Genomic DNA, 17618 nt, shown 5'->3' with positions numbered 1-17618 from the left:
TAATCAACTATTTATCAACAAAGGATCTACTTTAATACCAGGACCCATTGTTGAAGATACGCAGATGGATTTCAGATAGGTTCCTTTGCTTGCCGCAGGCTTGAGAGAGACAATCTTATCAAGAAAGACGGTTACATTTTCCAACAGCTTCTCGGCACCAAAGGATACTTTACCAACGGGGACATGAACTATACCTGCTTTCTCAACCCTAAAATCAATTTTACCGGCTTTTACTTCATTGATGGCCTTGGCAAGTTCAAATGTAACGGTACCGGTTTTTGCATTGGGCATAAGGCCTCTTGGACCAAGGATACGCCCCAGTTTACCGACGGTACCCATCATATCCGGTGTAGCAATTGCTTTATCAAACCCGAACCATCCGTCCTTAATTTTCTCAACGATCTCGTCTGTGGCAATGAAGTCTGCGCCTGCATCAAGGGCTTCCTGTTCTTTTTCACCTTTGGCAAAAACCAGGACTTTTACCTCTTTACCCAGTCCATTGGGCAGAACAACGGTTCCGCGAACCATCTGGTCTGCATGCCGCGGGTCAACCCCCAGCCTTACGGCGACATCAACCGTTTCGTCAAATTTTGCATAACTGGAAGATACAGCAATTTCCAGGGCATCTTTGGGTCCATACTGAACCATTCTGTCCACTTTGCTCAGTGCTTCGTTATGTTTTTTACTCCGCTTAGGCATTTTAATCACTCTTATACTTGAAAGTTAAACGACTTCTATTCCCATACTTTTTGCAGTGCCTTCAATAATTCTCACGGCAGCATCAATATCCGAGGCATTCAAATCCGGTTTTTTAGTTTCTGCAATCTCAACAACCTGATCTTTTGTCACCTTGCCGACTTTTTCTCGATTCGGCTCTCCAGACCCCTTGGAAAGCTTGGCTGCGGCCAGAAGCAGTCTTGAAGCGGGCGGGGTTTTGGTTATAAAACTGAAAGACATATCCTGATATACAGTGATAACTACCGGAATAATCTGTCCTGCATCATTAGCGGTTTTAGCGTTAAACGCTTTACAGAAATCCATAATGTTGACACCGTGCTGCCCCAGAGCCGGACCAATGGGGGGAGACGGATTTGCCTTGCCGGCTTCAACCTGAAGCTTAATCTGTGTCATTACTTTTTTTGCCATTTTATTACTCCTGAAACTCTTTATTTATAACCCGACTAAATCTTGGTTACCTGTATAAAATTTAATTCGACTGGAGTGGCGCGTCCGAAAATGCTGACTAGCACTTTGACCTTCTCCTTATCCGGAGACACTTCTTCTATAGTACCGTTGAAGCTTGAAAAAGGTCCGTCAATAACCCGCACATCATCTCCCGGCTCAAAATAATATTTGGGCTGGGGTTTCTCCTTACCCTGCTCCATCTTTTCAATAATGGTCTGGGCTTCTCTATCGCTTATGGGGGCAGGTTTATTTTTCCCACCAAGAAAACCGGTAACCTTTGCAGTGGAGCTGACAATATGCCACGTCTCGTTATCCAGATGCATACGCACGAGAATATATCCAGGATAAAACTTCCTGGAAGACTGCCTTTTTTTTCCATCCACCAACTCAACAACATTTTCGGAAGGAATCAGGATGTCCCCGAATTTTTCCGGATGCTTTAAACCCTGGATTTTCTCTTCCAGGGCAAGCTTCACCTTTTGCTCATGACCGGAATAAACGTGGACGACATACCATTTTAAAGACATCTTAATTTCCCTCAGTCTAAGTAAGGACAACTTGAACAAGCTTGGACAGACTGTAATCAAAAACGCCCAGAAAAACAGCAACGATAAATACGAACACAATTACCACAACCGTTGTTCCAGTTGTCTGCTTCCGGGTCGGCCAGACAACTTTTTTTAATTCAACCTTTACTTCCCGAAAAAACTCTACTGTCCTTGCAAAAAGATTATCTACCCCAGGCTGCCCCACCGGTTTTTCAGGCCTGGCAGCAGATGATGGCTGCATCGGCTTCCCTGGCGCAGTCGATCTTACAGCAACACCTGTATCGCCGTCGATTTCAACAGCACGCTTTCGTTTTTCACTTTGAGGTTTTTTTTTCTGTAATCTCGACATATTTCACCGATGATTTACCTACTTACACCTAACTGACCGACATTAAATACCGATCAGGAGGCCATAAAAAAAATGGCAGGTCAGGAGGGAGTCGAACCCCCAACAGCCGGATTTGGAGTCCGGAGCTCTACCAATTGGAGCTACTGACCTGCATGGTAAATTATTTTATTTTTGTTTCTTTATGGACGAGATGTTTATTACAGAACTTGCAATATTTTTTAAATTCAATCTTGTCCGGAGTACTGCGTTTGTTTTTGGTCGTTGTATAATTTTTTCTCTTGCACTCAGTACAGGCAAGAGCAATAAGTACTCTGTCCACTTTCAACCCCTTGACTTGACGTTTATTTTTGATTTGCTTACATCGCCTAACTATTAGGCTGGCAAATGACACCTTACGTTATGCCGGAATAAATCTTTAGCATAATTTGGAGCCCATGACCAGAATCGAACTGGTGAACCTCTTCCTTACCAAGGAAGCGCTCTACCAACTGAGCTACATGGGCTTAAGCGCCATACAATCTGACCCGGCGTACAGGAAACTACGAATGGAGCGGGAGACGAGGCTCGAACTCGCGACATTCAGCTTGGAAGGCTGAAGCTCTACCAACTGAGCTACTCCCGCTTATGATAAGACTAAATCAAGTCAATCAACCAAACCGACTATGTAGTCCCAGCAATCCACTACGCTACGCAGATCTCCTACATCTCTTTTGGTGGTGGGGGGAGGATTTGAACCTCCGAAGGCTGAGCCGTCAGATTTACAGTCTGATCCCTTTGACCACTCGGGAACCCCACCTAAGCTATTCTGGAGCCGATACCCCGAATCGAACGGAGGACATTCTCATTACAAGTGAGATGCTCTACCAACTGAGCTATATCGGCTTACTTTAAGCTACACAATCTCCGTAGCAAAAAGACCGGGTAAATGTACCAGAACATTTTTGCCATGGCAAGCATTTTTTTTAAAAAAACTGCATTTTTTTTAAGCCTTCGATAAACACCAGATAATTTGAATCTGCCTCAAGGCATGTAAAGACATAACAACGCCCCAAAATCAGACTAAAAACATCAACACGATATAATTTTCATCGGTTTCTATGACAACTTAATGAAACATTCTAAAACAATCGTTCCACATTTTTTTCATTGACATTCCATACGATCTTCATTAAACCAATACAACTTCTGTGAAAGCTATGGGGAATCTGGTATATCAACACCCAGATTCAACCCAATAATAAAAAAAACAACAGCAATTCAAAAACTTAATTTAAACTCACCAATAACCTTATAGCGGTAAGGAGACAAAGTGAATACTCACAAACTGGCCGCATTAATTTTTTTATTATTTCTTATCACCGGTTGCCAGCAGTCCCATTTGTCAGCCAATAATCCCATAACAGACCAGACTTTCAAAATGGGTGATGACCAGGACCAAGCTACCCTTCAGGATGAAACAGAAGACCGGAACCAAGCCCCGAATTCTGATCAGGGCAAGATAGACCAGGCCCTCGAACTTGCCAGTGAGGCACAAAATTACTGGGAAGAAGATAACCTTGAAGAAGCATTGTCAAGCCTTGATGCAGCCTATGCCCTGATCCTTGAAATTGAAACCACTGACAATTCCGAATTTGATCAGCAAAAAGAGGACATCCGTTACCTTATCTCTAAACGTATTCTTGAAATTTATGCGTCTCGACAAATTGTTGTTACCGGACATCATGAAGCCATTCCCATCACTTTGAATGATCATGTCAATGCCGAGATAAAATGTTTAACAGGCCCTGAGCGTAATTTTTTTATCCGTTCACTTAGCCGTTCCTACCGCTACCGCCCATTTATTGTCCAGGAGCTTAAAAAAGCCGGACTGCCTGAAGAGATATCCTGGCTTCCCCTGATTGAAAGCGGCTTTAACAGCAGAGCGTTGTCCCCAGCAAGAGCACTTGGCATGTGGCAGTTCATACCGTCAACCGGCAATAAATTCGGATTAACCCGTAATCACTATATAGATGAACGCATGGATCCTGAAAAAGCCACCAGGGCCGCTATTGATTATCTCAAGGAATTGCACAATCTGTTCGGGGACTGGACCACTGCCATTGCAGCGTACAATTGCGGGGAATACCGTGTTTTAAAGACAATCCGCCAACAGAAACTCAACTACCTGGATAATTTCTGGGATCTATACCAAAGCCTACCCCGAGAAACGGCAAGGTATGTACCAAGATTTCTGGCCACTGTTCATATTGTCAACAACCTGGAAAAATACAATATTGTTATAGACACACCCCCAACGCCTCTTGAATATAAGACCTTTGATATAAAAAAACAGATACGCTTAAGCGATATTGCAAAAGCAATTAATGTAGACACAGATACACTTGTTTCTCTCAACTCGGAATTGCGTCATAAAATCCTGCCGCCAGAAACCTACACGATTAAAATACCTATAGCGCACGCAGACCAGTTTATGACCAAGATTGATGAGATTAAAACGACTTACCAGAAGACTCCTCAGCCTCAGCCTCAACCTCAGTATAAGTATAAGTATACTTACTACCGCGTACGAAAAGGAGACACTTTATCAGGCATTGCCGATAAACACAAAACCTCTGTAAGTACCCTTGCCAGTTGCAATAACATTTCAGAAAAAAGCCGTATTGCTACCGGAAAGGTATTGAAAATTCCAGGATCAAAGCACCAGGCAAGAGCGAAGACAGCCTCAGGGACCAAGAAGGGCAAAGGCTCAAAACAGATCACATATACCGTCCGAAGAGGAGACAACCTGTGGATGATTGCCCAAAAATTTTCTACGACCACAACACAAATTAAAGCACTTAACAAATTATCAGGGAGCAGGTTAAGCAGTGGTCAGCGCCTGAGAATTGTCACCGGGGGTACAGAAAACAGTAAAACCCTCTCAAAATATCAAGTTAAATCCGGAGACAGTCCTCTTTGTATTGCAAAACGACACAATATGAGTCTTGACCGTCTGCTGTCATTAAATAATTTGAGTACGAGAAGCAAAATTTATCCCGGTCAGAACCTGCTTGTTGAATAATGGATTCTAAAGGATGTTGAAATTGAGGTCTTAAATTAAGACAAAATCATACTCGCATCAATGTTATCACTTGCTTTCATAATAATTTTAGAATATATCCGAATCTCCCATTAATTTGGAAGCTTGAGTATTGTCTAAAAGGCCAATTTATGATACTTATAGCTCGAATTAATAAGCTCGTGCCCCCGTAGCTCAGTGGATAGAGCATAGGATTCCTAATCCTTGTGCGCAGGTTCGATTCCTGCCGGGGGCACCATTATTTTAACGAGCCTTGGCTGTGTGGGTATTTTGCAGCAACTGGTATACAATGTCGGATGTATTAAAAAAACCTGAGTTACTTGCACCAGCCGGCAACTTTGAAAAACTCGAAATTGCGGTCCATTACGGGGCAGATGCAGTATATCTGGCTGGTAAGGATTTCAGCCTGAGAAATTTTTCAGGCAACTTCACAGACAACGAACTTGAAGATGCGATAAAATTTGCCGAAAAACACCAGGTCAAAATATATCTTACTTGCAACATTTATTCCCGTAACCATGAGCAGGACAATATCGAAGCCTTTCTGGAAAGGATAGGCAAAATCGCCCCCCATGCCATAATCATTTCAGACCCAGGCATTATTCTAAAAGCAAGACAGATTATTCCGCATATTGACATACATTTAAGTACCCAGGCCAATACCACAAATTTCAATGCGGTCCTTTTCTGGGAACAACAAGGCGTTAAACGAATAAATCTGGCGAGGGAATTATCCATTGAAGAGATAAAAATCATTACATCACGCACAACAATCGAGACTGAGACCTTTGTCCACGGCGCCATGTGCATGTCCTACTCCGGCAGGTGCCTCTTGAGCAGTTTCTTAAGCGGCCGCGACAGCAACAGAGGACTGTGCAGTCATCCCTGCCGCTGGAAATACGCTGTCATGGAAGAGCTTCGGCCCAATGAATATTATCCTGTTCAGGAGGACAGCCGCGGCACCTACATCTTTAACTCCAAGGATATGTGCCTGATAGACCATATCCCCGAATTAATCCATGCCGGAATTTCCTCCTTTAAAATCGAGGGAAGGATGAAAGGAATAAATTATCTGAGTTCCGTGGTCAAAACATATCGTAATGCCATTGACTCATATATCGCAGCACCGGGGTCTTATTCCGTCCGTCCGGAATGGCATTCAGAACTATACCAGATATATCACCGGGCTTATTGCACCGGTTTCTATTTTGGCCATCCGGATGACGAATCAAAAAACAGCTTGAATCCCGGAAACGCGCATAAAGGAAAGATTCATAGTTTTATAGGTAAAATCATTGAAAACCGTGGAAAAAATTTATACTTGATTGATATCAGAAACAAGCTGATACCTGGTGACGAAATAGAGATCCTCAGCCCCCAAGGCCCTGCACGGCAAGCCAAAGTATTGTCACTGACGAATGATAAAGGCAAGCCCGTGGATAATGCGAAACCCAATACACGTCTGCTGATTGGGATACCTCTGGACGCCCGGCACAACGATATTGTTCGTAAAATATAAAGTCTTTGTAACAACACCCAGGTTCAACCTACGACAAAACACGAAAGTAATTTAAGAACTTAAACTTATTGGAACGTTCGTATAAAATATGGCGGTCGCTTTAATTTGACTTTACATTATACGGTCTGTAGATTATTTTTATATCAAATATTTTAATTAAATCATTTCTATGACATTCCTTCAGGAGTTTTAATATGTTTGAAGACGACGAAACCCTACAGATGTATATTGAAGAATCACTGGATCACTTGGCAGACATTGAAAGTGATTTATTGACGATAGAGGAAGGGGGCGCAAACATTGATCTTGATCTGGTCAACAATGTTTTCAGAGCCGCCCATTCTGTCAAAGGCGGTGCGGGATTCATGGGGCTGACAACCATTAAAAACCTTGCACACCATCTTGAGAATGTACTAGGGATGATCCGAAACAGAGAGCTGATCCCCGATTCTGAAAAGATCAGCATATTGCTCAAAGGGTTTGACGAACTTGAAAGTCTGTTAAAACACATTCAAACCAGCAATGAGGTTGATATCTCCGTCCATGTCCAGGCTCTGGAAAATATAACCCGTGCGTCTGCACCTGACCAGAAAGCAGAACAACAAGAGGCTCAGGAAGAGAACCAGACAGATGCGCTTGCAGATATTGCACTCAAGGACGGTAGAAAATTCCAGCAGGTGCCACTCAAAGCAATTGAAATCAGCAAGATCGAAGGCAAAAACCTATTCCTAATTGAATATGACCTGATTACCGATTTTCAGCAGAAATCCAAAAAACCTATAGAGGTTTTAAGCAATCTGGCTAAAACCGGCACAGTTATAGAAACCAGAATTGATACCGATGGTGCCGGCATGCTCAGTGATGCAGGCATGCCCGGAAAGATTCCTTTCCAGATAGTGTTTGCATCTATTATTGAATATGATATGGCCGAGACACTCTTTGGTGTCGCAAATCGTTACATCCATATCATTACAGACGATATGATCAGCGCTTCAGCAGACAGTGCCGGTGCAATCCCGCCGCCCCTGCCCCAACCTGTCGAACCCGTAACAGCAACACCCCAGAGTGCAGTGATAGCTCAATCCACGCCTGTCGCCTCCCCTGCACCCACAGTCGCAAAACCGCAGGACAAACCGGCAGTCGAAGAAACGACCGTGACCAAATCCCAGGAAAAAGATTTGGCCATAGGCGGAAAACCCCAGAGCTCTTTGCGTGTTAATGTCGGACTGCTTGACACGTTGATGAACCTTGCAGGAGAACTTGTGCTCAGCAGGAATCAGCTTCTTCAGGGGGTCAACGCGTCTAACGTAAAGGCGACAGAGCTGTCCAGTCAGCGAATTGACATGATCACATCAGAGCTCCAGGAAGCGATCATGCGCACACGGATGCAGCCTATTGCCAATATCCTGAACAAATTTACCCGCGTGGTCAGGGATTTGTCGCACCAGTTGGGAAAATCCATAGAACTGGAAATTGAAGGCAAGGATGTTGAGCTGGATAAAACCATCTTGGAATCCATCAATGACCCGCTAACCCACCTTGTAAGAAACTCCGTTGACCATGGTATTGAAACGCCTATGGAAAGGGAAGAGATGGGCAAAAATGGCACTGGAAAAATTATTTTAAAGGCATTCCACGATGCCGGTCAGGTCAACATCGTCATCTCAGACGATGGCCGAGGCCTGAATCCTGACAAAATAGCCTCATCTGCCATTGAAAAAGGTCTGATATCGGAATCAAGGGTGGCGGAAATGTCGGACAAGCAGAAAACAGAACTGATTTTCCTGCCGGGATTTTCAACTGCCAAAGAAGTCACGGATGTGTCCGGACGTGGTGTAGGTATGGATGTGGTGGTCACAAACATTGAGGCGTTAGGCGGAATTATAGAGCTGGATTCAACACCCGGACAGGGAACTGACATTCAGATCAAGCTGCCTTTGACCCTGGCCATTATTCCCAGCCAGATCACCTCTGTGGGCAATGAGCGCTATGCCGTTCCGCAGGTCAACCTCAACGAGCTGCTCAGGATTCCGGCAAGCCAGATCAAAGAAAAAATTGAAAAAGTTGGGGATGCGGAGGTTGTCCGGCTCAGAGGTGAGCTGCTTCCCCTTCTGAATTTAGCGGACATGCTCGGCATAGAGCGCACGTTTGTTGATCCTGAAACCGGCGAAGAACGCGAAGACCGCAGGATAAGGCTTTCTGACCGCAGATCAAGGGTCCACATGCCTGGAAAGGCTCCTGATTCTGGGGACAAAACAGAAGGCGAAACAAAAAGAGCGAAAGGCGACCGCCGGTATCATGCCGCATCTGCGATCAATATTGCGGTTGTATCTGCCGGGGCATTCAAATACGGCCTTGTGGTAGATCAGCTTCATGACTCCGAAGAAATCGTCGTGAAACCTGTGGGACGTCATTTAAAGAAATGCACAGCCTATGCCGGTGCCACGATTATGGGTGACGGCAAGGTTGCTTTAATCCTTGATATCTCCAACCTTGCCCAGATGGCCGAACTTTCTGCCGTTGCGGAAGCAAGCCAGAATGCTGCCAAGGCCGCAAAGGACGAAGAAGCCGCCAGAGCCGATAAGGTCGCGTTACTGACATTTAAAAATAATGAAAAAGAACATTTTGCTGCACCGTTAAGTATTGTGGAACGTATTGAACGCATCAAAACATCCGACATTGAACAGATCGGCAACCGTAAGGTTGTCCAGTACCGCGGCGGTTCCCTGCCCCTGTATGAACTGTCCCAGGTGACAAACGTTGAACAACTGCCGGAAAGGGAGCAGCAGGAAGTTATTGTGTTCAAGGTTAAAGACCGGGAATTAGGGCTTATGGTCACCCCGCCTGTGGATGCCCAGGAAGTTGTGCTCAACATAGACAGTTCTACTCTGAAACAGCCTGCCATCAGCGGCTCCATGATCATCAACAACCATACCACCTTACTGGTTGATATTTTCGAATTGGTTAAAACTTTAAACCCGGATTGGTTTGACGCCGAGGCCAAGGCAGCAGCAACCATGGCTGAAGACGGCGAAAAAATTATCCTTTTTGCCGAAGATTCAGCCTTTTTCAGAAGCCAGGTTAAAAAGTTCATGGAAGAGGACGGCTTCAAGGTCATTGAAGCTGAAGACGGACTTATTGCCTGGGAATTGTTAAAAGAACGCGTTGACGATATTGACCTGGTTGTAACGGATCTGGAAATGCCCAACATGGATGGATTTGAATTGACCAAGCGAATTAAGAGTGATCCTATCTACTCACATCTTGGGGTTATTGCCTTGACCTCCCTTGCCAGTGAAGCACATATTGAAAAAGGTAGATCCGCGGGTATTGACGAATATGAGATCAAACTTGACAGGGAAAAACTGATGGCTGTTATCAGACAATACACGAATTTATAAAACACCCACAAAGAAGATACCCGTTAAGGAGATTTACATGAAAAAAGAGACCAAAGAAACCACATCCAATGACATAGAGTTCTCCACGTTCTATGTTGGCGGGGCCGTCTGTGGAATCGACATATTAAATATTCAGGAAATCAATAAACATTTTGAAATTACACAGGTACCCCAGTCATCTGAATACATCAAAGGGATATTAAATCTTCGGGGCAGAATTGTAACCATTATTGACCTGGGCAAAAAATTAGGTCTGGACCCGGTCGTCCCAAGCAAAGACAACCGCAACATCATAGTCAATTCTGAAGATGAGCATATCGGACTTCTGGTGGATTCCATCTCCGATGTGGTCATCACCCAAAAGGAAAATATAGAGGCGGCACCTTCAAATATCGGAGGTGTCAAAGGTAAATATTTCCAGGGCGTTTTAAAAACAAAAAATCAGTTGATCGGCATTCTTGATATTGATGAGGTGCTCAAAGAATAATGAACACCATCAAAGCGCTTGTGGTTGATGACACAATTGTCTACCGGAAAATTGTTGGAGACGCACTCAAGCAGATGCCGGGCATTGAGGTGGTAGGTACAGCCAACAACGGGAAAGTTGCCCTTTCAAAAATTAAAACCCTCAAACCGGATTTGATAACCTTGGATATCGAGATGCCGGAAATGAACGGCATTGAACTCCTTCAGGAACTTCAGAATATGGATAGCCCGCCCTTGGTGATCATGGTTTCCACCCTGACCCACCAGGGCGGCGCCTTGACCCTGCGGGCCCTGGAACTTGGTGCGTTTGACGTTCTGCCCAAGCCCGAAGACGGAAAAATGGCAGAGAATATGCTTAAAATTCAAAAAAACCTTGAACCTATTGTACGCCATGTCAAACGTCATAAATTCGGAATAATTGATCCACCGGCCAGACTGAAAGCTGCGGTGGCGTTTCCAGATAGGGTTTCCCATAGCCCGGCAAAGCCCAGACCGGCCGGCATCAGGTCAAAATCTGAAATTATAGGTATCGGTATATCTACCGGCGGTCCAAATGCATTGACAAAAATGATACCGATGCTGCCCAAGGATCTCAAGGTACCGGTTCTCATTGTACAGCATATGCCGCCTGTATTTACGGCCTCCCTTGCTGACAGCCTGAATAAAAAATCAGCCCTTGAAGTCATAGAGGCCAAGGATGGGGATATCATTAAGCCCGGCAAAGTCTTTATTGCACCTGGGGGAAAACAGATGAAAATTGTTGCAGGGGCAGACGGTTTGACCCGAAAAATAAAAATTACGGATGATCCACCTGAAAATTCGTGCAAACCCTCGGCAGATTACCTGTTTCGCTCCATTGCCCAGCACTATGTTGGAAGATCCACAGGCGTCATCATGACTGGTATGGGCGCTGACGGATCAAAAGGGCTCGTTCAGATGAAAAACAACGGCAGTTTCATTATTGCCCAGGATGAAAAGACATGCATCGTTTACGGCATGCCCAAAGAGCCTATTGAATCCGGGATAGTCGATATCATCGCACCATTAGAAAAAATTGCAGATGAAATCGTAAAAACCGTTTAACCTGAAACCCAGCCGATACCGACACGATATTTATGAGTAAAATCAAAGTAACTCCGGAGGAGTTTAAATTATTTTCCCAATATATTCTGGATATATCCGGGATTGCGATAACTGTTGGGAAAGAATACCTTCTGGAAACCAGACTCAATCCTCTGCTTGCCAAATATCAGTGCAATTCATATGCGGATTTGATAAAAAAATCCAAATTCGGTTTTAACAAAGAGCTGGAAGGCGAAATTATTGATGCCATTTCCACCAATGAAACCTATTTCTTCAGGGACAAATCACCGTTTAAACTTCTCCAGCATAAGATACTGCCGGATCTGATTGATAAGCGTTCAAAAAAGAGTATTGGCAAACCTACCATAAAAATATGGAGTGCGGCAAATTCAACGGGGCAGGAACTGTACAGTCTTGCCATGACCATGATTGAAATGGGTATAACGATTGACAAATACAATATCCGACTGCTTGGTACGGATATCTCTGATGCAGCCATTGCCAAGGCCAGTTACGGCGTTTACAACAAATTTGAAGTGGCACGCGGACTTGAGCCTGTCCGGCTTAACAGATTCTTTCAACCCAAGGAGGATAAATATAAAGTTAAAGACGAGCTTCGGGCCATGGTTCAGTTCAAAAAAATGAACCTGATGAAACCGTTTATCGGTATCGGAAAATTTGATATTATCCTTTGCCGAAATGTAATGATCTATTTCACCACTGAGGATCGCCGAAGAATATATTCAAATATTTCAAAGGTTATGGAACCGGACGGGTACCTTTTGATTGGTTCCACAGAATCCCTGGTAAATGACACAGACCATTTTGCCTCTTTCAGATATTTAAATTCGGTATTTTACCAGTTTAAGGGTTAGCAGAGTGACGTTATGGGTGGTATTAATGCACAAGATTTTATTAATGAACTGATTTTCTGTCTCAACGAAAAAGATATAATTAAAGCCAAGGCCCTGCTTCAATTTGCATCGGATTCCAACGTTGATGTTCAAGTACAGAAAATGGCCCTTGCAGAGCTGGCAAAAGGACCTAAAAACGTAGTTTTTCCTTTGCTTGAATACCTCACTAAAATAGAGATTTCCAACACAGATATCCAGGAAAGCCTGTATGATCTGATTCTGGACAAAGCATACGGCAATACCAATCTGGTCATAGAATATATTATCAACAACGAAAAAAAGACCCGGATTCAATTTATCCGTGCAGCCGGAGATCTGTTCATTGAAGAAACCATCCCGGTACTGATCCAGATTGTGCAGGGTGAAAAAGACCCGGAAATTATTATTCCGGCCATTAAATCACTTGCGGTATTCCGCAAACCCGAACATATTCAACTATTTGCTTCGTTTACCACGCATTCAGACACCGAGATTATCAGAGCTGCCATTTTCGCCATCGGTGCCATGCCCAATCCCCAGGCAGCAGACACCCTGATAAGCTTTCTATGCGAAGATGAAACCATAAACAAACTCGTTGTCCAGGCCTTAGCAGATAAGCAGGAACTTTATGACCTGGAAAAAATAACCCTTCTTTTATCGTCTCCTGTCACCATTATCAGGGATACAGCCATTGATGAACTTATCAATATGGGCAAAAAAGCCACACCGCTTCTCACCAAGGCATTCCAGAATGCAGAAGCCGACTATATGGTGCACCTGATCACCACCCTTGGCTACATTGAGGATCAGGCTGCCATCCCCGCTATCATGGACATTATCAATACCCAACCCCAGGATGCCAACATCCGCCAGGCTGCGTACGAAGCCATGGAACGTATTCCATCTCCCCGGACAGCCATCTGCCTGGTCCAGGGTCTCCAGGATCCCGAAGAATCCGTTCGCATGAGTGCGGCCCGGGCCATTGACAAAAACCTGTCCAAACCATTGGTGGCCGGACTGAAAAATATTATCAGGGACAAATCCACTGAAGCCATATTAACTATAGGTGCACTTATAGACACGGAAGCAACCAATATTTTCAATTTTCTAATGGGTGAAGAATCCTTCAGGGAACTTGCCGGTAAACATATTACTGAAAAAGCATCTCCTGCCATCCGCAAGGCCTTCTTGAAAAATATGGCATCCATTGGTCAAATTGAGTTTGCCAAAGAAATTGCATCCCAAATCACAGGGAACACTCAGGCAGAACCGCCATCTACAATGAAAATTGTAGTGGTGGATGATTCAAAAATGATGCTCAGGCTTTACCAGAACAAATTGTCAGCATTAGGACTTGGTTGTGAAATCTATCACCGCCCGGAAGATGCGGTGAAACGGATACTGTCCGGAAAAACAGACCTCGTCATTACGGATTTAAATATGCCCAACATCAGTGGCCTGGAACTGACTACGGAAATAAGGCGCAAATTCACCCGGACGGATCTGCCCATTCTGATGATCACCACTCAAAGTGATTTTGTAAAAGAAAAAAAAGAAGATGTAAATGTCAACGCATCCCTTTTGAAAAAAATCGGCATCAATAGAATCCTTCACAAACCCTTTAGTGACAATAATTTCAAAGAAGCCGTATGTAAACTGCTGCCCTTCGATCCCTGTGAAGCGGAATAGAAGATTGTGATATACCCTATATAGGAAACATGCTATATTTTATGTTTAACCTGAGTTAGCGGCATAAAGATTGCTTTTTTAATTATAACATATTGAAATTTTAATATAAAATTAATACAATGGCATTAAAAAAACATTCACTTCGGAGGTGAAGACCGATGCCGACCACTATCAATGTAAAACATGGAAATGAAAACCTTGTCAGTCAAAGCGGATTGCTCCCTGTAGGTGCATTGCTTAAGTCGATTAATTTTGCCCAGCGGTTCAAAAATTTACCGGATGTACATTGTGTTGATCCTAATATTTCTCATGGAGAGATCCTTTCGTCCATGTTGGGACTTATTTGTGTTGGTAAGCCAGACTATATCGCTATTGAAATTTTCAGGCAGGATCCATTTTTCTTTACACAATCTCTGGGAATCAGCAATTGTCCTTCTCAATCAACATTGCGTGAACGCATTGACCTGATCGGGGAATCTGCCAATGAACTTATCAAGGAGGCTTCAGTTGAAATGATTCGAGGCAAAGCACCCGCCATTTCACCGGTTCAGACGAGTGTCGGCAATTATATTCCCTTAGATCTGGACGTTAGCCCTTTTGACAATTCAAAAACGAAAAAGAGGGAGTTTCCAGGACATACAAAGGCTGTGATGGCTATGCACCAATGTTCGGATATTTAGGAACTGAAGGATACTTAATCAATGTAGAGCTTAGAGAAGGCAGCCAGCATTGTCAAAAAAACACCCCGGAATTCATTCAAGAAATATTAAAATTAACCAGGCAGATTACCCAGGAACCTCTTCTTATCCGTCTTGATTCAGGAAATGACAGTCAGGATAATTTTGAAGTAATAAAAACATGCGAAGGTGTTGATGTCTTGGTTAAGCGCAATTTACGTAAAGAATCTTTGGATGGTTGGCTTATCCTGGCCCAGAATACTGAAAGCGTTAGATTGATTCGCTGTGGACACAAAAGTGTGTGGGTCGGGCAAACAACTGTTGACCCAAAAGGGCGGGCATTGCCACGTCCGATTGTCTTCAAAGTGACTGAACGATATGAAGAAAAAGGGGAGCCCCTGCTTTTTCCCACAATTGAAGTCGAGACCTATTGGGTTACCATCGCCGGGCTGAGCCCCCAAGAGGTCATCAATTTATACCATGATCATGGAACCAGTGAACAATTTCATTCAGAAATCAAAAGTGATCTTGGGTTAGAACGCTTCCCCAGTTGCCGTTTTAGCAGCAACAGCCTGATTCTCCATCTTGCTCTTTTGGCGTATAACATTCTTAGAATCATAGGCCAAATTAGCCTTGAGGAGCAGGATGAGAACAATCTTCCGATCAACCGTAGAAAAAAAGTCTCACGAAGGAGGTTAAGAACAGTTATGCAGGATTTAATGTATATGGCTGGCCGTTTAATATATAGTGGTCGGCGGTGGAGCATTTCATTTGGTAAGATCAACCCGTTTGCCCAATTGGCTGAGAACGTATTGTACCGGTTACGTTGTTCTCCAGGATAAGCACATTATTGGGTAAAAAATCGGGATGGAGAAGTTATGCGCAGAGCGCTAATGGTGAACTGTGCCTATCTGGCGTGATTTGACCATGGGTAATCAAGTATAGTTCAGTAAAAAAATGGATTAGCTAAGATTGCTGGCCAATAAGTCATCAAATATGATCTTGGGTCAGGGTTTGCAGAGGCCAAGCCTCAGCAGATTTTTATGTATCAGAGCGCAAGGGTTGGCTAAGCAAATTTTATGCCGGGAATCCAGGTTTAAAGTAATCGTATCAGAGCGTAGCAAATTTTAAACACAGCTACCCTCCTAAGGAGCCCTGTAAAAAGGGATTTTACCCATGATTAGAAAAGCCCTTATCCATGATGTTGCCCCCATACATGCCCTGCTTCAATTTTATGCCCAAAAAGGAGAGCTTTTAGGCCGGCCTTTAAGCAACCTTTACGACCATTTACGGGATTTCTGGGTATATGAGGATGAAGATACCGGCATAATAACAGGTTGTGCAGCGCTAGCCTTTTGTTGGGAAGATATCGCGGAAATCCGATCCGTTGCAGTAAAAGAGGAATACCATGGCCAGGGGATTGGATCGGCCCTTACAGAACGCTGTATCCAGGAAGCCTTCTATTTTAAATTGAAAACATTATTTGCAATGACCTACCGCCCGAATTTTTTCGCCCGTTTCGGATTTAAAATAACTGAAAAAAACAATCTGCCCATGGTCAAAATATGGGCCGGATGCCTCGACTGTGTCAAGTTTCCCGATTGTGATGAGATCGCAATGATCAAAAAATTATAGTCATTGTCTAGGCATAAACCATCTTGTAGGGAATGGGCGCGTATTTTGATACGGACGGTTTGGGAAGAATTTGTTCTTCGGCCACGGTCAGCCAGTTATTATCCGGATTCAGTTCTCGAAGGCGTCCGCCTTCCGAAGGCAGGGCATGACTGGTGTAATCATACCAGACATTGAAAATACAGATATAAAATTTTCCCTCGCGGGCCACCACATAATTATTGGTAAAGGTACTCTGGGGAAGCCCCTCCTGCTGGGATAAGGCTTTGACCTGGTCAACCTCAAGCTTCACCAGAACGGACTTTGACACGCCTTTTTCATCAAGGCGAAGCAAGCTTCGGGATTCGCTGGACCCAACATACACCGTAGTAATTGAGTCGAGCTGCCGGAAATACTGGGCAGCGACAACGGCAGCTGTCCGTCTTCCACCGGCCAACACAGGTACCCCATAATATTCAAACAATTTTTTTTGCATATTTTCAGCGTAACAATCCCCTTTCTCGTAAAGGTCTTTGGAGATATAACGTAAAAATTTGGCAAGGTTTTCTGACGCATCTGCAATGGGCCAATCCACCCTGACGTGAAAATGGGTCAGGGCGTATTGGGTCTTTAAGCGGTGGTTGGGCTGGATTAAAATGGCATAATCCACGGGCAACAGGTTTTTAAGAAGAGAAAAAAAACCGTCGGACTCAAAACATTTTATGTTCCGGTTATAATTTTCAAGGTCAGGAAAATCTTTAAGCCGGAGCAGATTGGTTTTCGTGGTTTTATTAACGTCAAAGTACCGGATATACTTTTTGTGCGTTTTATCAATATACTCTTCACAGAAAATAATCAGAAAAGAATTTTGTGCCTCAAACTCCACGGAAGGGATGCGCGCCCGGGGTTTGAGTTCCCTTAACTCAACAAAGGGATAAGGGGTCCGAAGCTTTAAAAAATTATTGTAGGACCCCACAAGGCAGTAATCCAGGACAAACTGATCCAGTTCATCCCTTAATACCTGGTAATAGGAGCGGCGCAGCCGGTCTTCCCTGCTCAGAGCATGCCGTAATTTGCAAAACTTCACCTCAGGTTAAT

Annotated in this window: 16 protein-coding genes and 6 tRNA genes; 11 read left to right on the top strand and 11 right to left on the bottom strand. The window is 43.9% G+C overall.

Features of this window, described 5'->3' with window-relative positions:
* Positions 1 to 3: 3 nt before the first annotated feature.
* The 10 genes from rplA to DESPODRAFT_RS12020 all read right to left on the bottom strand — a co-directional run bounded on the left by rplA (position 4) and on the right by DESPODRAFT_RS12020 (position 2964).
* Complete coding sequence (gene rplA, locus DESPODRAFT_RS12065) at positions 4 to 699, bottom strand: 50S ribosomal protein L1 (RefSeq protein ID WP_004073787.1); 696 nt, start codon at positions 697 to 699, stop codon at positions 4 to 6.
* Between the two features lie 24 nt (positions 700 to 723).
* Positions 724 to 1146, bottom strand: a complete 423-nt coding sequence (rplK, locus tag DESPODRAFT_RS12060; protein ID WP_004073786.1) for a 50S ribosomal protein L11 — start codon at positions 1144 to 1146, stop codon at positions 724 to 726.
* Between the two features lie 35 nt (positions 1147 to 1181).
* Positions 1182 to 1712 (bottom strand): transcription termination/antitermination protein NusG, encoded by a 531-nt coding sequence (gene nusG, locus DESPODRAFT_RS12055; protein WP_004073785.1) that lies wholly within the window; start codon positions 1710 to 1712, stop codon positions 1182 to 1184.
* Positions 1713 to 1728: 16 nt separating this feature from the next.
* On the bottom strand, positions 1729 to 1974 hold the full coding sequence (gene secE, locus DESPODRAFT_RS12050) for a preprotein translocase subunit SecE (protein WP_004073784.1): 246 nt from the start codon (positions 1972 to 1974) through the stop codon (positions 1729 to 1731).
* Positions 1975 to 2155: 181 nt separating this feature from the next.
* Positions 2156 to 2232 (bottom strand) — tRNA-Trp (locus DESPODRAFT_RS12045).
* 10 nt (positions 2233 to 2242) lie between these two features.
* On the bottom strand, positions 2243 to 2401 hold the full coding sequence (gene rpmG / locus DESPODRAFT_RS12040) for a 50S ribosomal protein L33 (protein WP_040015969.1): 159 nt from the start codon (positions 2399 to 2401) through the stop codon (positions 2243 to 2245).
* A gap of 107 nt (positions 2402 to 2508) precedes the next feature.
* A tRNA-Thr gene (locus DESPODRAFT_RS12035) sits at positions 2509 to 2585 on the bottom strand.
* A gap of 43 nt (positions 2586 to 2628) precedes the next feature.
* A tRNA-Gly gene (locus DESPODRAFT_RS12030) sits at positions 2629 to 2704 on the bottom strand.
* Between the two features lie 89 nt (positions 2705 to 2793).
* Positions 2794 to 2878: transfer RNA gene (locus DESPODRAFT_RS12025), tRNA-Tyr, on the bottom strand.
* A gap of 10 nt (positions 2879 to 2888) precedes the next feature.
* A tRNA-Thr gene (locus tag DESPODRAFT_RS12020) sits at positions 2889 to 2964 on the bottom strand.
* Between the two features lie 427 nt (positions 2965 to 3391).
* On the opposite strand from DESPODRAFT_RS12020, the gene DESPODRAFT_RS12015 reads away from it, so the two are divergent.
* From DESPODRAFT_RS12015 to DESPODRAFT_RS11970, 11 genes are all read left to right on the top strand, one after another.
* Positions 3392 to 5143, top strand: coding sequence for a LysM peptidoglycan-binding domain-containing protein (locus DESPODRAFT_RS12015; RefSeq protein ID WP_004073774.1), 1752 nt, complete (start codon positions 3392 to 3394; stop codon positions 5141 to 5143).
* 181 nt (positions 5144 to 5324) lie between these two features.
* Positions 5325 to 5399: transfer RNA gene (locus tag DESPODRAFT_RS12010), tRNA-Arg, on the top strand.
* A gap of 51 nt (positions 5400 to 5450) precedes the next feature.
* Positions 5451 to 6680 carry a peptidase U32 family protein gene (locus DESPODRAFT_RS12005; RefSeq protein WP_004073771.1) on the top strand — a complete coding sequence of 410 codons (1230 nt, stop codon included), beginning with the start codon at positions 5451 to 5453 and terminating at the stop codon, positions 6678 to 6680.
* Between the two features lie 194 nt (positions 6681 to 6874).
* Positions 6875 to 10081 carry a hybrid sensor histidine kinase/response regulator gene (locus DESPODRAFT_RS12000; protein ID WP_004073769.1) on the top strand — a complete coding sequence of 1069 codons (3207 nt, stop codon included), beginning with the start codon at positions 6875 to 6877 and terminating at the stop codon, positions 10079 to 10081.
* Between the two features lie 37 nt (positions 10082 to 10118).
* A complete protein-coding gene (locus DESPODRAFT_RS11995; RefSeq protein ID WP_004073767.1) occupies positions 10119 to 10568 on the top strand; it encodes a chemotaxis protein CheW in 450 nt (149 codons plus the stop codon).
* The gene (locus DESPODRAFT_RS11990; protein WP_004073766.1) at positions 10568 to 11650 is read left to right on the top strand and encodes a protein-glutamate methylesterase/protein-glutamine glutaminase; all 1083 of its coding nucleotides are present in this window, start codon (positions 10568 to 10570) and stop codon (positions 11648 to 11650) included. Before DESPODRAFT_RS11995 ends, DESPODRAFT_RS11990 begins: the two co-directional genes overlap by 1 nt.
* A gap of 32 nt (positions 11651 to 11682) precedes the next feature.
* Positions 11683 to 12525, top strand: a complete 843-nt coding sequence (locus DESPODRAFT_RS11985) for a CheR family methyltransferase (protein WP_004073765.1) — start codon at positions 11683 to 11685, stop codon at positions 12523 to 12525.
* A 12-nt stretch (positions 12526 to 12537) separates the two neighbouring features.
* The gene (locus DESPODRAFT_RS11980; RefSeq protein WP_004073764.1) at positions 12538 to 14232 is read left to right on the top strand and encodes a HEAT repeat domain-containing protein; all 1695 of its coding nucleotides are present in this window, start codon (positions 12538 to 12540) and stop codon (positions 14230 to 14232) included.
* 158 nt (positions 14233 to 14390) lie between these two features.
* On the top strand, positions 14391 to 14912 hold the full coding sequence (locus tag DESPODRAFT_RS21125; protein ID WP_052314674.1) for a hypothetical protein: 522 nt from the start codon (positions 14391 to 14393) through the stop codon (positions 14910 to 14912).
* Positions 14897 to 15751 (top strand): IS1380 family transposase, encoded by an 855-nt coding sequence (locus tag DESPODRAFT_RS21120; RefSeq protein ID WP_052314677.1) that lies wholly within the window; start codon positions 14897 to 14899, stop codon positions 15749 to 15751. Before DESPODRAFT_RS21125 ends, DESPODRAFT_RS21120 begins: the two co-directional genes overlap by 16 nt.
* Before the next feature lie 334 nt (positions 15752 to 16085).
* Positions 16086 to 16544: an N-acetyltransferase gene (locus tag DESPODRAFT_RS11970; RefSeq protein WP_004073763.1), complete on the top strand. Its 459-nt coding sequence runs from the start codon at positions 16086 to 16088 to the stop codon at positions 16542 to 16544.
* Between the two features lie 7 nt (positions 16545 to 16551).
* On the opposite strand, the gene DESPODRAFT_RS11965 is transcribed toward DESPODRAFT_RS11970, so the two are convergent.
* Positions 16552 to 17607 carry a hypothetical protein gene (locus DESPODRAFT_RS11965; RefSeq protein ID WP_004073761.1) on the bottom strand — a complete coding sequence of 352 codons (1056 nt, stop codon included), beginning with the start codon at positions 17605 to 17607 and terminating at the stop codon, positions 16552 to 16554.
* Between the last annotated feature and the right edge of the window lie 11 nt (positions 17608 to 17618).

It is taken from the genome of Desulfobacter postgatei 2ac9 (assembly GCF_000233695.2).
Lineage (GTDB): Bacteria > Desulfobacterota > Desulfobacteria > Desulfobacterales > Desulfobacteraceae > Desulfobacter > Desulfobacter postgatei.
This window is presented reverse-complemented; position numbering and strand designations above follow the sequence as displayed.

Excerpts from the sequence above, each read along its gene's own strand:
- DESPODRAFT_RS12005 (WP_004073771.1), top strand. The coding sequence starts at position 5,451 with ATGTCGGATGTATTAAAAAAACCTGAGTTACTTGCACCAGCCGGCAAC.
- nusG (WP_004073785.1), bottom strand. The coding sequence starts at position 1,712 with ATGTCTTTAAAATGGTATGTCGTCCACGTTTATTCCGGTCATGAGCAA.
- rplA (WP_004073787.1), bottom strand. The coding sequence starts at position 699 with ATGCCTAAGCGGAGTAAAAAACATAACGAAGCACTGAGCAAAGTGGAC.
- DESPODRAFT_RS11995 (WP_004073767.1), top strand. The coding sequence starts at position 10,119 with ATGAAAAAAGAGACCAAAGAAACCACATCCAATGACATAGAGTTCTCC.
- DESPODRAFT_RS21120 (WP_052314677.1), top strand. The coding sequence starts at position 14,897 with ATGTTCGGATATTTAGGAACTGAAGGATACTTAATCAATGTAGAGCTT.
- DESPODRAFT_RS11990 (WP_004073766.1), top strand. The coding sequence starts at position 10,568 with ATGAACACCATCAAAGCGCTTGTGGTTGATGACACAATTGTCTACCGG.
- DESPODRAFT_RS21125 (WP_052314674.1), top strand. The coding sequence starts at position 14,391 with ATGCCGACCACTATCAATGTAAAACATGGAAATGAAAACCTTGTCAGT.
- DESPODRAFT_RS11980 (WP_004073764.1), top strand. The coding sequence starts at position 12,538 with ATGGGTGGTATTAATGCACAAGATTTTATTAATGAACTGATTTTCTGT.
- DESPODRAFT_RS11970 (WP_004073763.1), top strand. The coding sequence starts at position 16,086 with ATGATTAGAAAAGCCCTTATCCATGATGTTGCCCCCATACATGCCCTG.
- rplK (WP_004073786.1), bottom strand. The coding sequence starts at position 1,146 with ATGGCAAAAAAAGTAATGACACAGATTAAGCTTCAGGTTGAAGCCGGC.
- DESPODRAFT_RS12000 (WP_004073769.1), top strand. The coding sequence starts at position 6,875 with ATGTTTGAAGACGACGAAACCCTACAGATGTATATTGAAGAATCACTG.
- secE (WP_004073784.1), bottom strand. The coding sequence starts at position 1,974 with ATGCAGCCATCATCTGCTGCCAGGCCTGAAAAACCGGTGGGGCAGCCT.
- DESPODRAFT_RS11985 (WP_004073765.1), top strand. The coding sequence starts at position 11,683 with ATGAGTAAAATCAAAGTAACTCCGGAGGAGTTTAAATTATTTTCCCAA.